This is a genomic window from Cellvibrio sp. KY-GH-1, assembly GCF_008806975.1.
Lineage (GTDB): Bacteria > Pseudomonadota > Gammaproteobacteria > Pseudomonadales > Cellvibrionaceae > Cellvibrio.
Window position 1 is genome coordinate 2442491 of sequence record NZ_CP031728.1, and the last position, 19507, is coordinate 2461997.

Here is a 19507-nt window from a genome sequence, read left to right on the forward strand (position 1 = left end):
ATAAAAAAATGCCCCCACATGGGGGCACTGATGAAAGGTCAATTTACTGGAGATGGTAGGCAGTAACGGAGTTTTTGAAAAAGTTAGGGACGAATAAGGTGTTGGTTGTTGCATCAAAACCTATATCAGCCGTGTTGATTTTGTCTGCCTGCGAATCGATAAGTAGCTGAATCTTGCCATCGGCATAAACGTAATAAACCAACCCGGGCCAGCAAGACACAATAAATTCACCGCGCTTAGCCATCTCAACCCCGTCAATTCCCTGGGCAAAACCTTTAGCGAGGGTCAAGCGGGCTTTATCTGGACCAAATATTAATAATTCAGATCCTGCGCCGACTAACAAATTCGAACCTATCGCTTTAAGCCCGTTGGCGTTGTTGATATTGTCCAGATAAAGCGTCGCTTCATCTTTTTCAATTCGATAAACCTTATGGGTCCGCGTATCTGATACAAACACTATTCCGGCAGAATTAGCCGTTACATCATTTAAAAATACTGAATTGGCAATGGGGATTTTTTTAAGGATTTTTTGTTTTTTAATATCAATAACCACAACCTCGTTAATATCCGCCACATATAACCGGTTTTTTACAATAGCCATCCCCTTAGGTGCATTGAGACCGGTGATCCAGTCCTTATCTAGCACCGAACCATCTGGCGCCAAGCGGGCAATTCCACCTTTACTGTCTGCAACCGCCCCCTCACCATCAATCAGAGATACTAACAAATAGGGGGACTTTTTATCGGCAACAAACAGTACCGATTCGGGGGTAGGTAAATCAGATGCCATCCACAGAGATGTCAGAGTATGCTGCGCCTGAAGCGCCGCCGAAGAAAAACAAGTTGATAGGAATAACACTAGCGCCGATAGCTTTTTCATGGGATACCTCTTTATTGTTGTAGTAAAAACTCAGCAGGAACAGCCAGGTAAACCAGCGAGACAACCCTGTTACTGATAGCCGAACCGGTTTTTATGGTGCCATTGCCCTTTTAGCCCACGCAAAAGACTTTACAAAACCTTGCGTGATTCAAGAGGTGGTAATTCGGCCGTGAAATGATTGCGCCAATGGCAGCTAAGCTCTACCCTAGACACCATTACAGTCTAGCCAACGCAGCGCAGGCGTCTTGCGCGCTGCAATAAAAATCCATTCACAAAAAGAAAGTTGCCAGAGAATGATGAAGACCAGTGCCGACAAACACGCCCCCAAAGCCAAAGCCACCATTAAAGACGTAGCGAAGCTGGCCGGAGTCTCCTTTAAGACCGTATCGCGCGTTATCAACAAAGAGGGTACTGTTGGCCAGGAGCTACAAGACAAGGTAATGCAGGCAGTGAAAGCCCTGAATTACCAACCCAACCTGTCAGCGCGCCTGTTGCGCGGGGCGGCCTCCTCCATCGGCTTTATCTACGACAACCCCAACAGTAACTACGTGATCGATATGCAAAAGGGGATTCTGGGCGAATGCCGACGTCAGGGTTACGAACTGGTTATTCACCCCTGCGATTCCAAAGCGGAAGATATTATTGATGAAGTGCTAAATATGGTGGACCGCAGTCAAGTGGGCGGCCTCGTATTAACCCCACCCATGTCGGAAATGCCCGATGTGCTAACCGCACTGGGTAAACGCAAAATTCCGTTTGTGCGCATTCTCTCCGGCGCACAAGCACCCGATAAAAAAGGCCCGTGTATTTTCATCGACGACCGCACGGCCGCTTACAAGATTACCCAATACCTGATCGACCTGGGCCACAAAGCCATCGCCTTTTTGGGCGGTGAAGAAGCACATAAATCCAGCGGTGAGCGCTTGGAGGGCTACAAGGCCGCACTCAAAGCCAACAAAATTACACTCGACAAGAAACTGATTTTACCGGGCGAATATTCATTTGAATCCGGCGTAAAACGCACTCGCCAATTGCTCGCGTCCAATTTAAAACCCACCGCCGTGTTCGCCTGTAACGACGAAATCGCTGCAGGTACTTTATTTGCCGCGCGTATTCAGGGCGTAGACGTACCGCAACAATTATCCATCGTCGGGTTCGAAGACAGCCCCTTCTCCCGTCAAGCCTGGCCTAATTTAACCACCGCCCAACAACCCAACCCCACCATCGCCGAGCGCGCGACGTTTTTATTAATTGAAACTATACGCGCACAACGCACCGTAGAGAGTGAAGGTTTTTATCCACAACTCATTGTGCGCGATTCTACTTGCCCGGCGCCGAGTAAACGTTGAATTTTTTTATTCGACAAATACATTTGAAAAGCAATTTTATAAAAACGACATTTTATACAAACGAAATCGAATACAAACGAAATAGGATACAAAAGAAAAGGCCAGCAATATTTGCTGGCCTTTTCGTTTTTCAGATTTCTCACATTCGAGGAAGTAATTAATCTCGCCCTAAACGCTCAAGCAGCTTTTGGTTTTCCATTTCGATGTGTTTGTAAAAATCCACATCAGCCAACTGCGATGCTGCAGCCTCATCAATCACCAGTACCACATGCTCATGCATTTGCAACGCGGATGCTGGGCAGGCTGCTGTTAACGGGCCTTCTACCGTTGCTTTAATCGCCTCGGCTTTGTTGGCACCAGTTGCCAATAGCACTACTTTTTTGGATTCGAGAATAGTACCAATACCCATGGTGATGGATAAATGCGGCTGATACTCATCAGGGCCAAAGAACCGCGCGTTGTCATCGATAGTGGCGCGAGTCAGGGTTTTAACGCGAGTGCGCGACATCAATGATGACGAAGGTTCGTTAAAACCAATATGCCCGTTACGACCAATACCCAGTAATTGAATATCAATACCGCCTTTTTGCTTGATATTGTGTTCGTACTGCTCGCAGGCTGAAAACGGATCTTCTGCATCCCCTGGTGGCACTGCCGTTTGCGATTTTTCGATGTCGATATGATCAAACAATTGTTGATTCATAAAATAGCGATAGCTTTGTGGATGAGTGCCAGTCAAACCCAGATATTCGTCCAGGTTAAAACTGCTCACATTTTTGAAAGACACGCGACCAGACTGATACGCAGCAATTAATTCTTTATACAAAGCCACCGGCGTAGAACCAGTCGCCAAACCCAATACCGAATCAGGTTTGCGTTTAATTTGTTTGATAAAAATATCAGCGCCGTATTTAGCAACTTCGGCGGCATCTTTCAGGATAACAACTTTCATTAAGCACTCCGGTGAGTGTTGGAACAGAGAAGGAAATTGGTACTCAGATTTGTTGTTCGTTGACTATTAGCAGACTGCCGGAGACAGGGACGTCGACGACAAGCCTACAGGGATGCATTTACGGCGCGTCTGCAAATAGGCAACGAACAACAAATCGGTTTAACTAATTGTGAGTATGCATATCACCCGCAATCCAGGTGCGAGTCACTTTAAAATCGTCAGTAAAATGAACTAAATCAGCGCGATAATTTGCACGAATACGGCCAAGATAATTATCCACCTGCATAAACTCGGCAGGATACAGCGATGCCATACGCAAGCTTTCGGCAAGTTCAACACCCACCCAATGAGTATTCAAACGCACCGCGTCAATCATCCCGATTGCACTGCCCGCCAAACGCCCTTCTGCATTCACCAGGCAACCGTCTTTTTCATAAATGGTCTCGCCGTAAATCTGGAAAGATTTCTCGGGCGATCCAACCGTCGACATAGCATCAGTCACTAAATACATTTTGCCTTTAGGCTTGGCCGCATAAGCAATGCGCGCAGAGGCTGCGTGCACGTGATAAGTATCAATAATAATGCCGCACCAACTATTCGTATCTTCAAGCGCCGCACCAACAACACCCGGTTCACGACCGGTAGTTGGACGCATAGCGTTATACAAATGCGTAAATCCGGAGAGACCTTCTTTTAGGGCAGCAACTACATCATCGTAATGACCATCGGTATGACCTGCACACACCACGACACCCGCAGACGTTAATTGTTTAATTTGCCCGGCATCAGCATGTTCTGGTGCGAGGGTCAGCATGACTTTAAATTCGTGTTGCGCTTTTACAGACGCAGCCAGCCAATCAATATCAGCCTGTTCCATTTTGCGAATGTAGCGCTCATTGTGCGCACCGCGTCGCGCCATATCAAAAAATGGCCCTTCCACATGCACCCCCAAAACGCCTTTCACACCTGCAGCCACTGCATCGGCAACAGCGCGAACACCCGCTTGATGCACTTCACGTGTATCGCTAATCAAGGTTGGCAAAAACGAAGTGGTGCCTGTTGGGCGATGACCATCGAGCATGGTTTGAATGGCATCTACACTGGTGTTGTTGGTAAAAAAGGCCCCCCCACCGCCATTCACTTGTAAATCGATAAAGCCCGGTGCCAACACACCGCCGCTTAACTCCACGCGCACAAAATCAGGAGACAAATCACTTGCCGGCACCACTGCCTCAATAGCATCACCATTGATAATTAATGCCTGGTTTTCCAGAAATTCTTCGCCGGTAAAAATTCGTGCACCGACTAACGCTTGTTTCATATCTCGTTCCGCAAGGTAAATCTGTATGATAAGCCGTTATAAACTGATTGGTTAAAGGCTGATAATGATATTGCGCTTATGCAATACCCAGGCAACAAACCAGAGAATAGAAACCATCAGTAAGGCAAACAGGAAAGACGCAAAATAAGGATCAAAAAAGCCCCGGAAAAAACCGTAGAGCGCAGAGTAAGCATTCTCACTACCGACAGGAATTAAATAGAGCGTGGTCGCCAGCAAACCGGACAACACATAAATAAACAGCGGGTTTTTGCCAATAATTTCAAAAAAGTGGTACACAGGACGTGCAGCATTAATTGCCGGCGACTGCTCAATTTTTACTAACAAGAGCAACACGAGAATCGCGACACCGCAGGTCAGTAATACAAAGGGACTGGTCCATAAGGATTTATTAATCGGGAATACCGTGTTCCACGCCAATGCCAAGCCAATCAACAAGAGGGCCGATACAAATAATTTACTCAGTGCTTTTTGCTTGTCTTCGCTCGCAAGCAAAACACGCGTCGCCTCAAATCCAATCAGGACATTCACAATGGATGGAAAGGTACTCAAAATGCCTTCCGGATCAAAGGGCATCCCCTTACCCTGCCACAGATGGCTTGCACCCAACACACTTAAATCAACCTGACGAACAATACTTTGTTCGAGACTGTATGGGTCCGCGGCGAGATTGAGTAATCCCCAATAACCAATTAATAAAATTGCACTGATAACAACGCGCGCGGTAAATCCGAAATGCAAAATGATAAACGCAGCAAAACCATAAGCAATGGCAATGCGCTGCAGAACGCCCATGACGCGCCACTGATCCAGGCTTTCGTTAAAAGGGTACGCAGAAAGTAAAACGCCGATCAAAAATAACAAAGCCACGCGGCGCAGGATTTTTTTCGCTTGCTCGCCCGAACCAAGTTGACTCAGGCCGCGCACAGCAAAATACATGGCCGAACCGACAATAAACATAAAGAAGGGAAACACGAAATCAGTCGGCGTTGCGCCGTGCCAACTGGCATGAAGCAAGGGAGCATAAACAAACTCCCATGATCCCGGTGTATTCACCAGGATCATCAGCGCGAGGGTCAAGCCGCGCATTACATCAAGAGCCAAAAAACGTTGCTTGACCATCAGATACCTCGCAGATGTAGTTAAAAATTTAACAGTAAATAATCTTTGGGCAGATTATTTCCAGCTGCGCAATTTGTATCCTTTTGCCGCGTAATACAGAATAAACATGTAGCAGGGTGTCATTACTATATACGCGGTTTGGCGGTCTACCAGATGTGAAATTCCGCCGAGAATTAATGGCAACACTGCACCACCGGCAATTGCCATAATCAATAGTGCTGAACCCGTTGCGGTGTACTTACCCAAACCACTCAATGCCAATGGCCAAATCGCTGGCCATACAATTGCATTGGCAAACCCTAACAAGGCAATACACAAAATCGTGTTCGGAATTGCTGGCACGCCAGCGAATGAGAACAATGAAGAGATCGACGTGGACTCATGATTACCGAGCACTATGCTCAAACTCAATACCACACCCAAAATCGCCGAAAGCATCAGGAAGTTTTGTTGGGAGATTACTTTTGGAATCAACAAAATTCCAAGAAAATATCCCACCACCATGCAGGCCATGGTAATAGAAGTAAGTATGCCAAAATTGCTAAAACCTATGCTGCGGCCATAAGCACCAATAGTGTCGCCCGCAATCACTTCCACACCCACATAAAAGAACAGTGCGATTACCCCTAAAACCAAATTAGGGAATTGCAGCACTTCGCGCAAAGGCAACTTATCTTCTTTGCTTTCTTCCGATTCCAAATCAGGTAGAGAAGAAAAACGCACTAGCAGCGCCACAACACCAATAATACAAGCCATATAAATGTAAGGCATGATCAAGTTATTCGCTAATTGCGCAATTTCTTCGGCACTAGGAGTCTGCGCGGTATGGGTGTTATTCACGCCCCCCAATATCAACGCAGTAAACACAATCGGCGCAACAATACCTGCCGATTTATTTAAAATCCCCATGATACTGATACGACGCGCGGCAGATTCTTCTGGTCCCATTTTTACAACGTAGGGGTTGACCGCCGTTTGCACCAGTGTTTGCCCTGCCCCCATAACAAATTGGGCCAGAAGGAATAATGCAAATGACTGGGCTTTTGCAGCAGGGATGTAAAACAGTGCTGCAGCCGACATAACCCCCAACCCTATCGCCATGCCATTTTTATAGCCAACGCTATTAATGATCCAAGAGGATGGAATCGAAAAGATACAGACGGAAAAATAAAAGCTGGAAATAATCAGGTACGCCTGAATAGGATTCAACTTCAGAATCAACTCCAGATAGGGCATCAACGAGCCGTTTAACCAGGTCACAAAGCCAAAAATAAAGAAAAGCCCGGCGATCATTGCCAAAGGAATGAACGAGCTTGAATACTTTTCCTGCGTACTGGGAGCTGTCATAGTTTCACTATTCATATTATTGATCGACTCTGGTTAAAGGGTAGCACTTAATGGATCGTTGTTATTCTTTGCCGCCTTCAACGCCTGTTTTGCAAAATACACAGCGCCAAATTCGGGTTGGTAAAGTACTGGTGAAAGATTATCGGCCATGTCCTTATCCATCCAGGGAATCAGACGCGGAGCGAGACCGCCGATAATTGACATGCGCCCCGGGCTGGTTGCCCAAAGCTTGCGAGCTACCCCACTCATGTAGGCAGCCCCTTCCTTAACAATATTGATAGCGACGGCATCGCCCTCATCGGCGGCATCTACTACAAAAATAGCGAACTTGGCATAATCGCCCTGACGCGCGCCAAACATTTTGTCGACAATCATCATGCCTTTTGCTTGCAGGAAATCACCAATAGATTCACTCATGATGGTGCGCGGCCCTAAATCATCAGACGCCAGCAATACCGCTTGGATTGCTTCAAGCCCCATCCAGGCACCACTGCCTTTATCACCAATCGGGAAACCGTGACCACCAATGAAGAGTGGCTGATTATTTACGAAGGAATAACCGCAAGAACCGGTTCCGCAAATCATCACTGCCCCTTCGTCGCTATTGTGCGCACCCAAGCAGGCGATATGCAGATCAGTCGTTAAATGCATTTCTTTGAAAGGATGATCCCAGGCGGACATAACGTCAAAAAGGCTAGGGACATTAACACCCGCCAACCCCGCGCCGGCGATTAATTCACCCATGCCAGAAATCGGCAGACCCGCATCGATTAACGCCAGTTCGGCGGCAGTGCGGATGGAATCTTTGGCTTGTTGAACGCCTTGAAAAGGATTGGCTGGACCACCGACGCCTGTGCCAAGCACTTGCAAATCTTCGGTCATGATACTGGCGCGACACTTGGTGCCTCCCCCATCAATTCCGATAAACAAGGTTTGCGCGCCCAGTGGCAACTTCGCCATGATCTACCTCTTATTTTGTAGAGCTGATTTTTTAGAGCCAATATCCGGGTTCTCTAACACCAGAACCAGCTACTTAAAAATTCGTTGTTTTGGTGTAAAGCGTCCCGTGTAATGGCGATCATAGCAGACTGTTAAAAAAGGTTAGTGCCCCACAGGACACTAACCACAAGACCACTACTACAGCTCTAGAGAACTCATGCCCCATGATACTGAACCCAACAAGGAGAGATATCAGGTCAGTTGTCATCATCGGACAAGGTTAGATTACGCGCTGCGGACAACGTTGTCAAAGAAATTTTGATCTTTTTTTAACTTTTTTACCAAAGAGCGAATTTGGCCCACAAATACAGGTTTCAAATAAAACCCGAACTACATTTCCTCCCCCAAAGATCTCGTCACTCATAGCTAAAAAATATATTCGCTGTTAAGCGGCCTACTGCGGGGTCGGTAGTAATACTGGTATCAGATAATATATTGGCAGAATGCAAAATATTGCCGCGATAGATTAACAGCCGATTAAACTCAGCTGGCACAAAACCGATTTTGGTAAAAACCTCATTGGAATCCGAAAAATATCGACGCTCCACTCGCTTGCTATTTAACTCATCATAAGAAATATCGAGATAATGATCAGCGCGCTCTGGGGTAATGGCCTCATATCCCGTTAGGTTATGACGATAAAAACCTGTACCCCCATGCCGCGCATCACACAGAAACAAGAGTGTTGCAAAAAAATAAGGGCTACTCGCATCAAAATGGGGAATACGTTGCAACGGACCAAGCTCAACTTCCGGGACTGCCAGCATACACAGCGCATCCTGAAGTGGCTTTATTGATCGCTCGGGCGAAATTTCATATTCACGCCGCACAATAGAATCGATTTTTTCCCTCAAAGCGAGCCCCAACTCCGCAGGTGCAGCAGCACGCACGCCCGGATAACCTTTTCGCTGCGCTGCCGCTGCGTAAGGAGCAAACGTCGATGCCTTGGCAAAGTCTACTAACCGCAAAGGATCGGCAAGAAAATTATCGATACAAATAACTTTGCTTTGTTCTTTACCGATTTGCAGAACTTTTACATCCAAAGAATCATTTACCACAACACACCTCATTCGAAATCACTAAAGCATTGGAAAACTACCTAATCAGCGCGATGCCAGCGCTTGCTGTAACTCTGTAAGCCAACGACGATGGGATAACAAAGCACCGCTCATATGCCTGGACTTTTCCTGCACCGAATTAATTAACTCCTTCGCCCTATCTACTTCTTTCACACCCACCACACCAGCGCGTGTTGGATAGTGCATGCCATAAAGCACAAACAGATAATTTTCCACACCAAAAATATCAAATGCGCTAAAAAAATCGGATTTTTTTGGCGCCGCTATTTTCCACAGCGCGAGACGCTCCCTAAGCACGTCGGAAAGCATAGAATTTTCCGTGCTCTCCTGCCAAAAACGAGAGTCCCTACGATCTGAAATATAGTAATGAAGCTGGACAAAGTCGATAACTCGTTCCCAGGTATAACGCACCACCTTATTGCAATAATCAGAGACCGCTGCAATATCCTGCGCAAATACCGGAAAATTTCTTGCAAGCTGCAACGCAGCAAAATCAGTCACCAATATTGATGTTGCTTCCAGGGGTTCGACAAACCCTTGCGCCAATCCCAACGCCACACAATTTTTCTGCCAGAAAGATTCCCGATAACCAATCTGCATGGGTATTTTACGTAGGTTTGCACTATGGAGATCTCGCCCCAAGTATGCTGAAAAACCTTCCACGGCCTGACTTTCGCTCATATGTTCAGACGAGTAAACAAAGCCAATGCCACGGCGTGTCGTCAGTGGAATGTCCCAGATCCATCCCGCCGCATGGGCAGTGGCCGAGGTATAGGGCTGAATTTCATCAGTCTGCGCTATCGGCTCCTGCAACGCCAACGCGGTGTCAGTTAAAATTTGATCCGACTTATTCAGAAAAGGAACACCCAAAGTCTTTCCTAATAAGAGCGACGCGAAGCCGGTGCAATCCACAAAAAAATCAAATTGCTGTGTGCGCCCGTCGCCATAAATAAATCCACTCAAACTGCCATCATCGCTGGTTGTTACCTGCGCAATGGTTTCATAAATATGCTTTACAGCGAATTTCTCTCGCGCATTGTTTGCTAGAAGTTCGGCAAATTTCACCGCATTAAAATGATAGGCGTAATCAACCGCACCCACATAAGGAGGTGATGACTTTTGCTTGGGCGATCGATTCGATTCAGCAATAGAATAAATTTCGGATAATTTGGAAAAGTCACAATCTTCTTTATTGTTAAGCCAATAATTGGTGACATCATAACCGGAGGGAAAAGGAGAGCTAAAAGGATGGTAATAAAAATGCTTTTCACCGTGCTTTTTTACATCCATCCACTGAGAAAATTTTATACCCTGCTTAAAGGTTGCATCACAACTTGCAAGCAAATCTACTTCAGCGATACCAAATTTTTTTAAGGTTGCTTTTATCTGCGGGACCGTTCCTTCCCCCACGCCGATGATAGGAATATCTTTTGATTCGATAAGTGTAATTTCAATGTCGGGATCGCGCGATAGCTCAACCCCCAGATGATTGGCAGCCAGCCAACCGGCAGTACCACCACCGACAATTGCAATACGTTTGATTTTCATAGGCTACCTGAGAGCATAAACAGTGAAACAAAAAAGCCCAGCATAAGCTGGGCTTTTTAAACTACTCAGCTAATTGTGTTAGCGATTAGAACTTGTAGCTCACACCCAGCATGTAAGTTGCCTCACCTTCAAATGACCAAGCAGGGAAGCCTTCCAACAGCGGAGTTTTCATACCGTATTTTGCGGTATAGGCCTCAGCTGCACCATACTGAATATCATCTTCTTCAAGGATATTGGTAGCCTCAAAACTGATGTTAATGCTATCAGTTACGTTCCAACCCAAACTCAAGTCCAATGACCCGAAGTCATCGTGCATACGGTTGCCGTAGTACCCAGTTTCACGAATCATGTACTCTGAGCGCCAGTTGTAAGCAGCACGCGCTGAGTACACATCATTTTCCCAGTAACCAACCAGGTTCACGCTGTCTTTGGATGACTCAGTGAATACACCCAGACGGTCCGCATAGCTTTCTGCAGGTGCATTGGCATTCACATAAGTGTAGTTCAATACCACACCAAAGCCGTTATCGAATGCATGGTTCAATTGCAGTTCAACACCATCGATCTCACCACCGCCAGCATTTTTCAGGGTATTTACTTCCCAATTATCAACGCCGGTATCCGGGCTTACCAGACCAACAGATTGGTTCACCTGAATTTCGGTAGTTACAAAGTTGTTAATTGACTTCACGAAGTAAGTCGCAGACAACATATTGCCGTCACCGTAGTAGTACTCAACTCCGATATCCGCTTGTGAAGCTTTCATTGGCTTCAAACCAACATTACCAATAGTCAAACGCTCATTGCCTTTAACGGTATCCTGATAACCCGCCTGGCTCGCTGCGGTAAACATATCGTTGTAGTTTGCACGGCTGATTGCTTGTGACGCCGTAGTGCGCAACACCAGATCATCAGTCAAATCGAAAGATACGTTCACACTCGGCAACACGTCATCATAACTTTCTTTAACAGAACTTTTTTCAGCGCTGTAGAAAGCATTTTGGCTCAAATCGCCGGCCGCTAAAGGAGTGCCATCGATAGCGTAAGACTTACCTTCTACGTCGGTGTGAACGTAACGCAGACCAAAGTTACCTTTCACCGCATCCGCTTCGAAAGTAAACATACCGTAGAGCGCATCATTCTGCTCATTCAGACCAGCGTAACCGGCGCGCTCCTCTTTCCAACCGGTAATGTCAGCACGGGTTTTTGCAATCATCGCGCCGAGGTTTGGTTTCGGAGCGGTCATGCCGTGAGCACCCACTTCAAATGTGCCGCTATAAAACTTGGAAGTATCTTCAGCCTGAGCCTTGGGGTCGATTGTCGCAACGTCAGAGGATTTTTCAACATCATGGTCGGTCGTGCGAACACCGGTTTTAAAGGATTTAATTGCGCCTAAATCAAGGTCAAACTCAAAATCAACTTGCGCATAACTTTCTTCGTCAGAATTTGGACCTCTCTTGATCGCCCATGACTCAGGAGCCGACTTATCGCGGTAGTTCGCCAGAGTCATATTAAGATCAGAAGTCGGGTTAATTTTAATTTGCTTACCGGTTGCATCAATGCTGCCAGCCCACAACGCCATGTTGTAGTCACCCAAACTGGCGAAATGTGAGAAGTTGGTAGTCAGGTCGGTACCGCCATCCGCTTTAGTGCTACCTGCACGCGCAGTAACTTTGAATCCATCTGTCGCGTATTCTGCATCAATATCGACAGTATCAGACGTCATACTGGCAACGCGACCCCAGGTTTGGTTGAAGGTTTCAGTTCCCAAGGCTCCGCTTGCCCAACCCGCGGTCAAGTTACCGCGAACTGGATTCTTGGTTGTGCTTTTCACGCAAACACCCGCGGCATTGGTTTCAGAACAGGTGTAGTTAGCCGCGCTCTTATCCAAACCGCTAAAAATATAGGTGCTGGTGTTGGTGTTGTTTGCCTTCAGATCAAGAGACAGCGCGTGCAAACCAAAAGTCAGGTTTTCCGTTGGGGCCCACTGAGCAGTTAAATCCAATGCGGTACGCTCGCGCTCCTGGATAAAGGTCGTTGGAGAAACGTCATCCCACCAACGGTAATCTGCCTCAGTGCCACGACGCACGTAGTCGAAATCTTCGGTTGCACCAGCAATCAATACACCAAAGGTCTCAGATTCGTTTTTCCAGCTGTACATACCTGAAAGCTCTGGAGAAACCTCATCACTAATGGTGCCAGTTTGCGCTTTGGCACCCAGGTATACGCTATTAGCTTCCAGATCGAGAGGCTTGCGGGTTTTGACGATAACGGTACCGCCGATACCACCTTCATTTAAGTCAGCTTGAGATGACTTGTATACATCCATACCACCGATCAACTGGGAGGGCAGCAGTGAGTAGTTAAAGCTACGGTCAATCGCTTGCTGATCATACCAACCAGTAGATGCAACGTTTTGTCCGTTCAATTGGGTCAGTGTCATTTGTGGCGCTGCACCGCGAATCGAAACAGACGCACCTTGACCGAATGCGCGACCTACGGTTACCCCTGGAACGCGGCCCAGAGACTCGCCCACGTCTGAATCCGGGAACTTACCCACATCTTCAGCAGACACTGCATCAACCACCGCGGTTGAGTTACGTTTGATATCGACAGCATTTTTCAATGCGCCGCGAATACCGGTTACCAACACCTCTTCCGGCTCTGCACCTGCATCTTGCGCGCTGGCAGTGGTGGCAAAACCCATCATGGTGACTGCTGCCACTGAACCGAGCATCAACGCACTCTTATTGGCCAGTTTGATCGCATCACTTAACTTGTTACGCATGGTTATTCTCCCGTGACTTGGCAATATGTGTTTCTTAATAATTAGTAACCCCATTCAACAAACGCCGGCACCTAAGACAACGTTGTCGATAAATCAACACTATGCCTGATAGACAACGTTGTCAACAGCTTTGTAAAGCATCGTTAAGTCGCGTTAAGAAAGTGACACCATGGCGCCAAATTAATTTTTCTTATAAATCAAACGATTAGCACATTTAGGCGACAGAAAATCAGCACTACGAAAAATTAAATTTTTTAGGAGGGATTACCAAAATACACACACAGAGAGGCAAAGAAATAAAAAAGCCGCGTATAAAAGCGGCTTTGAGGTGGAGCGAATTAAAAAACCGGCGCGCAAAAATACGCCATCACTTAATCAACCGTGCCCTTAATTGGCGCAAACTTGCCTTAACACTGCGCGCATTTTCGGGGCCCATACGCAGCATCAATTTGTGTGTTTGCGGGAGCTGCTCGAGTGCTGGATCGGCATATTGATAAAACACCTTGGGTCTCACCAGCAACAAATCACCCTGGGCGTCCGGTGCAGCGAGAATATTATCGATAGCGGCAATCAACACACTGTGGAAATTGGGCTTTTTCAATCCCAGCTCGCGAAATGCCTCTTCCAATAATGGATAGAAGCGACGATACACGGCTACCGCAGCATCGCTATCAATTAAAGCAAGGGTGGTCACGTAAGGTTCATAGCGTTGGAAGTTAGCCGGCGCGACACGCTCCTGATCCACCGCCGTTCCCTCGATCATGACTGAAAAAGTTTCCGCCACAAATGGTGGTGGCGGTGATACTACCGGGCGGTACTCGTGAATGACTTTGCCTTCGGCAAGATTGTTTACCGCCAGTACAAATTTCCGAATCAATTCTTGTGGCACTAACAACTGCAACAGGCCTTCGCCGCGCAATTGCTGCAGCGCGGCGAGTATACTGCTGTCGCTCTCATTCAAGGTTGGCAGCGGGTCAACCTCCACTACCGGCATAGGCGGCTGATACTCGACTATAGCAGCAACAGACGAGGCCACGCTGCTAGCTGCAATCGCTTGTGGCGCTACCGCGACAGGAGTAGTAACTGTTTGTGATGCAGCGGGCGCTTCGTCGCGCAGAAAATAAAAAGCCGCTGCGGCAACAATAACCACCAACACCACTATTACCCACAGTGAACCCGAAGAACTTTGTCGTGGTTGATAATCGTCACGCATACTCAATACCCTTTTGCTTGGCGTTATGGTTTATAAAATAACCAGGAATATAAGGAATTATGGCCCAATCGCTCTTAAGGTGACAGCCTTAATGCTACGGGGTTCCCGTTTGACGGCATGATAGACTCTAACTTCCTTCAGTTTCAGCTAGACTGCGCGGATATTTTGACTGTTAGTGATTGCGTATACGGGGCCGCTATGAAATTTACCAGCCTGATTATTTTACTTGTGATGATTGCCGGTTGTGCCAGCATCTCCGGTTCACAGTGGGACAAGCGTTTCGGAAAAGCCGAAGTCCGCGAAATGCCAACCAACCCCAGCCAAAGCCAAATCAGCTACTACCAACATACTCGCCCAATTCTTGAACAGCGCTGCGTTGTTTGTCACGGTTGCTACGACGCCCCCTGCCAACTCAAGCTGGAATCCTATGAAGGGTTACTGCGTGGCGCCAACCCGGAAAAAGTGTACGACGGCACTCGCTTGTTGGGCGCCAATCTAACTCGCTTATTTGAGGATGCACAAACCACTGCTGAATGGCGGTCAAAAAAATTTCATCCGGTGATCAATGAACGCAGTAATTCCCCCAGCGCCAATATTGATGCCGGGGTATTAGCGCAAACGCTGAAATTAAAACACGCACATCCGCTACCAAATGCAGCAATCCTGCCGGAAAACTTCGACCTTAACCTGGACCCCACTCAATACTGCCCAAGTATTGAAACCTTTAACGCCTTTAGCCAAAAAAATCCGCTCTGGGGAATGCCCTATGCCCTGCCAGGCCTGAATGAAAAAGAATACAAACTGACGATGGATTGGTTGGCGCAAGGCGCCGCCATGGGGACTTTAACTCCCATCCCTGCCAGCGTACAAAAGCAAATCATTAGCTGGGAGAAGTTTCTAAACGGGGCTTCGCTCAAAGAACAGCTGGTTAATCGTTATATTTTTGAACATCTATTTTTAGCGCATTTATTTTTTGCTGAAGCGCCGCGCACGTATTTTCGTCTGATACGCTCCAGCACACCGCCAGGAGAACCCATTCAACGCATTAGTACTGCGCGCCCGTTTGACGACCCCAAGGCACAACGGGTTTATTATCGTTTATGGCGCGACCCTTCCAGCACCGTTGCCAAAACCTTCATGCCTTACAAACTGAGCAAGCAGCGCATGGATCGCTGGCAAAAGTTGTTTTATCAAGTTGACTATCAGGTCGCGCAATTACCCTCTTACCACCCCGACACTGCTGCCAATCCGTTTATCACCTTTGCGGAGCTGCCAATCAGTGCGCGCTATCGTTTTATGCTGGATGAAGCGCAGTTCACAATTATGAATTTCATCAAGGGGCCGGTGTGTCGCGGCCAGGTTGCACTCAATGTAATTCAGGATCATTTCTGGGTATTTTTTCTAGCGCCAGACAATCAAAGTTCCAAAGGCACCGAAAAATTCCTCGCCGATAATAGTAAACACTTACAACTACCCGCGAGCGCCGGTAACACAATGATGCCAATGCCCGACTGGATAAAATATTCGGAGCTACAAAAAGAATATCTCGCTGCCAAGGCAAAAATTGTTAATCAGGTGGCGAAAGAAAAAGATGGCCTGGATCTTAATCTTTTCTGGAATGGCGACAAAGGCACCAACCCCAATGCCGCGCTAACTATTTTTCGTCATAGCGACAGCGCCAGCGTACACCAGGGTTTAATCGGACAGCCGCCCAAAACCGCGTGGGTCATTGGTTATCCATTACTGGAACGAATTCATTATTTATTGGTGGCAGGTTTTGATGTCTACGGCAATGTATCGCATCAGCTGCTCAGCCGTCTGTACATGGATTTTTTACGTATCGAAGGGGAAATGAATTTCGTGACCTTCCTGCCTAAAAAAAACCAGCAACAGGAAATGGCCTTTTGGTATCGCGATGCCGAATCCAATTTGCAAACCTATTTGAATCTGTATATCAATCAGCTCGATGATAAAAATAATATCCGGTACACCAGTGACAACCCCAAATTAGAACTCTATAAAAAGTTACAAGATTATTTAGGTGAAGCCAGTAAATCGCCGCTAAATATTCGCACCAACAAGTTAAGTGCAGATCAGCTGGCGCTCTATGAAAAATTGCAAAGCACCCATGGCACGGCCATTAGCTTCCTACCGCAAACGACCGTGCTGGAAATTCCCGGCAAGGGCTTATTTACGCTGATTCATAACAACGCCTACAGCAATCTTTCTTCCCTATTTGGTGAAGACAAACGGCATATTCCAGTAGAGGATAATCTGACGATTGCGCGCGGTATTGTTGGCAGCTATCCCAACAGCTTTTTACGTGTAGAGAGCAACGCGCTGGATGCGTTTGTTACCCAATTCCAGGCCATGCGCTCCGAGGCTGATTACCGCGCCCTGCGCGACACCTATGGCATCCGCCGCAGCAACCCCGATTTCTGGGCCTTTAGCGACCATGTGCATGAGTTGTATTTCCGAAACCAGCCCAAAGAAGCAGCCATTCTGGATTACAACCGGCTGGAGAATCGGTAACCTTGCGCACCTTGAATAAAGACCAGCGCATAAAATTGCGGCAACACTGTAAATAAAGTATTCTTTCTAATAATCAATCTCATTTACATGCAAGACTTATTTTTATGAATACCGCCGTCTCCAGCTCCAACCTCGCCGCCAGCCTGCGCCTCGATCAATGTGCCAAGGGTGCGAGGGTGCGCGTGGTTAATCTGATCGATCAACCGCTGTTTGGCGCACAGGATGAACACGTCAGCTTGCGCCTTAAGGAACTGGGTTTTTTGCCGGGAGCCCCGTTGAAGGTGATCGGCTTTGGCCTGCTCGGTGCCGACCCACTGGCCGTACAAGTGAACGGTACCAAATTCGCATTGCGCCGTGCCGAGGCTGCCAAGATCTGTGTCGAGCCAATCCTTGAGTGATGCTGGTTGCCGTACCTTGTGCCCGAACCTTTTGACTGACCACTACTTTTGACTAACCGCTACATTGACCGGTTGCTAAATTAGGAAATCCGCATGTCCGCTGTCCCTATCCGCCTGGCGCTGGTTGGCAACCCCAACTGCGGCAAAACCTCACTGTTCAACCGTTTGACTGGCGCGCGCGCCAAAGTTGCCAACTATCCTGGTGTTACCGTAGAGCGTCGCTCCGGTATGGTTACTGCGTTAGAAAACCCTGCTGAACTGTTGGATTTACCAGGCACCTACAGTCTTTTTGTCACCTCGCCCGATGAGCAAGTAGCACGCGACGTCATCTTGGGCAAACTTGCCGGCGAGCGCCGCCCGGATCTGCTGGTTGCCGTAGTCGATGCCTGCAACCTGCGCCTGGGGTTGCGCCTGGTTATGGAACTGCGCAGCCTCAATCGGCCCATGGTATTAGCGCTTAATCAGATGGATGAAGCGCGTCGTCGCGGAATCAGTATCAACACCGCCGCGCTGTCACAGGCTATTGGTATTCCCATCATTGAAACCGTCGCGGTTAACAGCCAGGGCGTTGCGGACTTACGCAAAGTGCTGGATAGCTATGCCCAGCAACCGCCATTGCCTACCGGCGAGCAAGCACTTACCCTCAGTGATCGTCAGGAGTCTGTGGAGGCACTGTACGACCAGATCGAAAGCTTGATGAAGCTGCATGTTATTCAACCAGCCGAAATGCCGCGCTGGCAGGATCGCCTTGATGCGCTGGTAATGCACCCGGTGTTGGGGCTTGTCTTACTCTTTACCACGCTTCTGATAATTTTTCAGGCGGTATTTACCTGGGCAACGCCACTGGTGGATTTAATTGATGGCGCCTTCGTTGTGCTGGGGGAAAGCGTAGCCAGCGTTTTGCCGAATGGCATTCTGAAAGACTTTATTGTCGACGGGCTAATTGCCGGCGTTGGCGGTGTACTGGTATTCCTGCCGCAAATTCTGATCCTGTTCTTCTTCATTTTGGTACTGGAAGATACCGGCTACCTCACCCGCGCCGCCTTTCTGCTGGATCGCCCGATGCGCGGGCTGGGCTTGTCCGGCCGCTCATTTATCCCGTTATTATCGAGCTTTGCCTGCGCCGTGCCCGGCATTATGGCGACCCGCACAATTGCCGACCCACGAGAGCGTTTTATCACCGTGATGGTAGCGCCGCTTATGACCTGTTCGGCGCGTTTACCGGTGTACGTCTTGATCATTGCCGCTTTTATTCCAGAACAACATGTGTGGGGTATTTTTACCCTGCAGGGCCTCACGCTGTTTGCGCTCTATTTTGCGGGCGTCGCGAGTGCGGCCTTAATAGCCTGGATAATGCGCCGCCGCGCCGCGCGCGAAGAGTTCCCACTGTTGCTGGAACTCCCCAGTTACCGCTGGCCCATGGCCTATCACCTGCTGATTGGTTTGCGTGAACGCGCCTGGATCTTCTTACGCCGGGTGGGGACGATTATTCTGGCACTGTCGGTAGTGCTTTGGTTCCTCGCCACCTTCCCCGGCGCACCAGAAGGCGCGACCCAACCCGCAATCGACTACAGTTTTGCCGGCCAACTCGGTCACTTTATGCAACCGCTCTTTGCACCGCTCGGCTTTAACTGGCAAATGTGTATTGCGTTGATACCGGCAATGGGCGCGCGCGAGGTAGCGGTTAGCGCCCTCGCTACGGTTTATGCGGTCGGCGAAGAATCTATTGACGCCGCCTTGGGAGCAACCCTGGCAGCAAGCTGGTCGCTACCAGTGGCCTACGCCTACCTCGCATGGTTCGTCTATGCGCCCCAATGTATTTCTACTATCGCCGTGGTAAAACGCGAAACCAACTCGGCCAAAGCGACAACCTTTTTCACCGTATATTTATTCGCTCTGGCTTACTTTGCTGCATGGGCAACTTATCAAATCGCCACGGCGATTGTGAATTAACCGTTAAT

At 48.0% G+C, this 19507-nt stretch carries 14 protein-coding genes; 4 read left to right on the plus strand and 10 right to left on the minus strand.

Going from position 1 to position 19507, the window contains the following annotated elements; genetic code table 11:
• Positions 1-43: 43 nt before the first annotated feature.
• Positions 44-880: a GTP-binding protein gene (locus tag D0C16_RS10645; protein ID WP_151032366.1), complete on the minus strand. Its 837-nt coding sequence runs from the start codon at positions 878-880 to the stop codon at positions 44-46.
• A gap of 296 nt (positions 881-1176) precedes the next feature.
• On the opposite strand from D0C16_RS10645, the gene D0C16_RS10650 reads away from it, so the two are divergent.
• Positions 1177-2229: a LacI family DNA-binding transcriptional regulator gene (locus tag D0C16_RS10650; protein ID WP_151034889.1), complete on the plus strand. Its 1053-nt coding sequence runs from the start codon at positions 1177-1179 to the stop codon at positions 2227-2229.
• A 157-nt stretch (positions 2230-2386) separates the two neighbouring features.
• Here D0C16_RS10650 and nagB read toward each other — a convergent pair whose 3' ends face one another.
• From nagB to D0C16_RS10695, 9 genes are all read right to left on the minus strand, one after another.
• Positions 2387-3181: a glucosamine-6-phosphate deaminase gene (gene nagB / locus D0C16_RS10655; protein ID WP_151032367.1), complete on the minus strand. Its 795-nt coding sequence runs from the start codon at positions 3179-3181 to the stop codon at positions 2387-2389.
• A 163-nt stretch (positions 3182-3344) separates the two neighbouring features.
• The gene (nagA, locus tag D0C16_RS10660) at positions 3345-4502 is read right to left on the minus strand and encodes an N-acetylglucosamine-6-phosphate deacetylase (RefSeq protein ID WP_151032368.1); all 1158 of its coding nucleotides are present in this window, start codon (positions 4500-4502) and stop codon (positions 3345-3347) included.
• Positions 4503-4553: 51 nt separating this feature from the next.
• Positions 4554-5642 (minus strand): acyltransferase family protein, encoded by a 1089-nt coding sequence (locus tag D0C16_RS10665; protein ID WP_151032369.1) that lies wholly within the window; start codon positions 5640-5642, stop codon positions 4554-4556.
• A gap of 54 nt (positions 5643-5696) precedes the next feature.
• A complete protein-coding gene (gene nagP / locus D0C16_RS10670; protein WP_151032370.1) occupies positions 5697-6989 on the minus strand; it encodes an N-acetylglucosamine MFS transporter NagP in 1293 nt (430 codons plus the stop codon).
• A gap of 33 nt (positions 6990-7022) precedes the next feature.
• On the minus strand, positions 7023-7949 hold the full coding sequence (gene nagK / locus D0C16_RS10675) for an N-acetylglucosamine kinase (protein WP_151032371.1): 927 nt from the start codon (positions 7947-7949) through the stop codon (positions 7023-7025).
• A 395-nt stretch (positions 7950-8344) separates the two neighbouring features.
• Positions 8345-9046 (minus strand): DUF6445 family protein, encoded by a 702-nt coding sequence (locus D0C16_RS10680; protein WP_151032372.1) that lies wholly within the window; start codon positions 9044-9046, stop codon positions 8345-8347.
• A gap of 45 nt (positions 9047-9091) precedes the next feature.
• A complete protein-coding gene (locus D0C16_RS10685; protein WP_151032373.1) occupies positions 9092-10615 on the minus strand; it encodes a tryptophan halogenase family protein in 1524 nt (507 codons plus the stop codon).
• 85 nt (positions 10616-10700) lie between these two features.
• Positions 10701-13403: a TonB-dependent receptor gene (locus tag D0C16_RS10690; protein WP_151032374.1), complete on the minus strand. Its 2703-nt coding sequence runs from the start codon at positions 13401-13403 to the stop codon at positions 10701-10703.
• A gap of 367 nt (positions 13404-13770) precedes the next feature.
• Positions 13771-14616, minus strand: coding sequence for a DUF3014 domain-containing protein (locus tag D0C16_RS10695; protein ID WP_151032375.1), 846 nt, complete (start codon positions 14614-14616; stop codon positions 13771-13773).
• Positions 14617-14814: 198 nt separating this feature from the next.
• Between D0C16_RS10695 and D0C16_RS10700 the strand changes: the two genes are divergently transcribed.
• The 3 genes from D0C16_RS10700 (at position 14815) to D0C16_RS10710 (ending at position 19499) form a co-directional block, all read left to right on the plus strand.
• The gene (locus D0C16_RS10700; protein ID WP_151032376.1) at positions 14815-17148 is read left to right on the plus strand and encodes a fatty acid cis/trans isomerase; all 2334 of its coding nucleotides are present in this window, start codon (positions 14815-14817) and stop codon (positions 17146-17148) included.
• 104 nt (positions 17149-17252) lie between these two features.
• A complete protein-coding gene (locus D0C16_RS10705; protein WP_151032377.1) occupies positions 17253-17546 on the plus strand; it encodes a FeoA family protein in 294 nt (97 codons plus the stop codon).
• Positions 17547-17639: 93 nt separating this feature from the next.
• Positions 17640-19499, plus strand: coding sequence for a ferrous iron transporter B (locus D0C16_RS10710; protein ID WP_151032378.1), 1860 nt, complete (start codon positions 17640-17642; stop codon positions 19497-19499).
• The last annotated feature ends 8 nt before the right edge of the window (positions 19500-19507 follow it).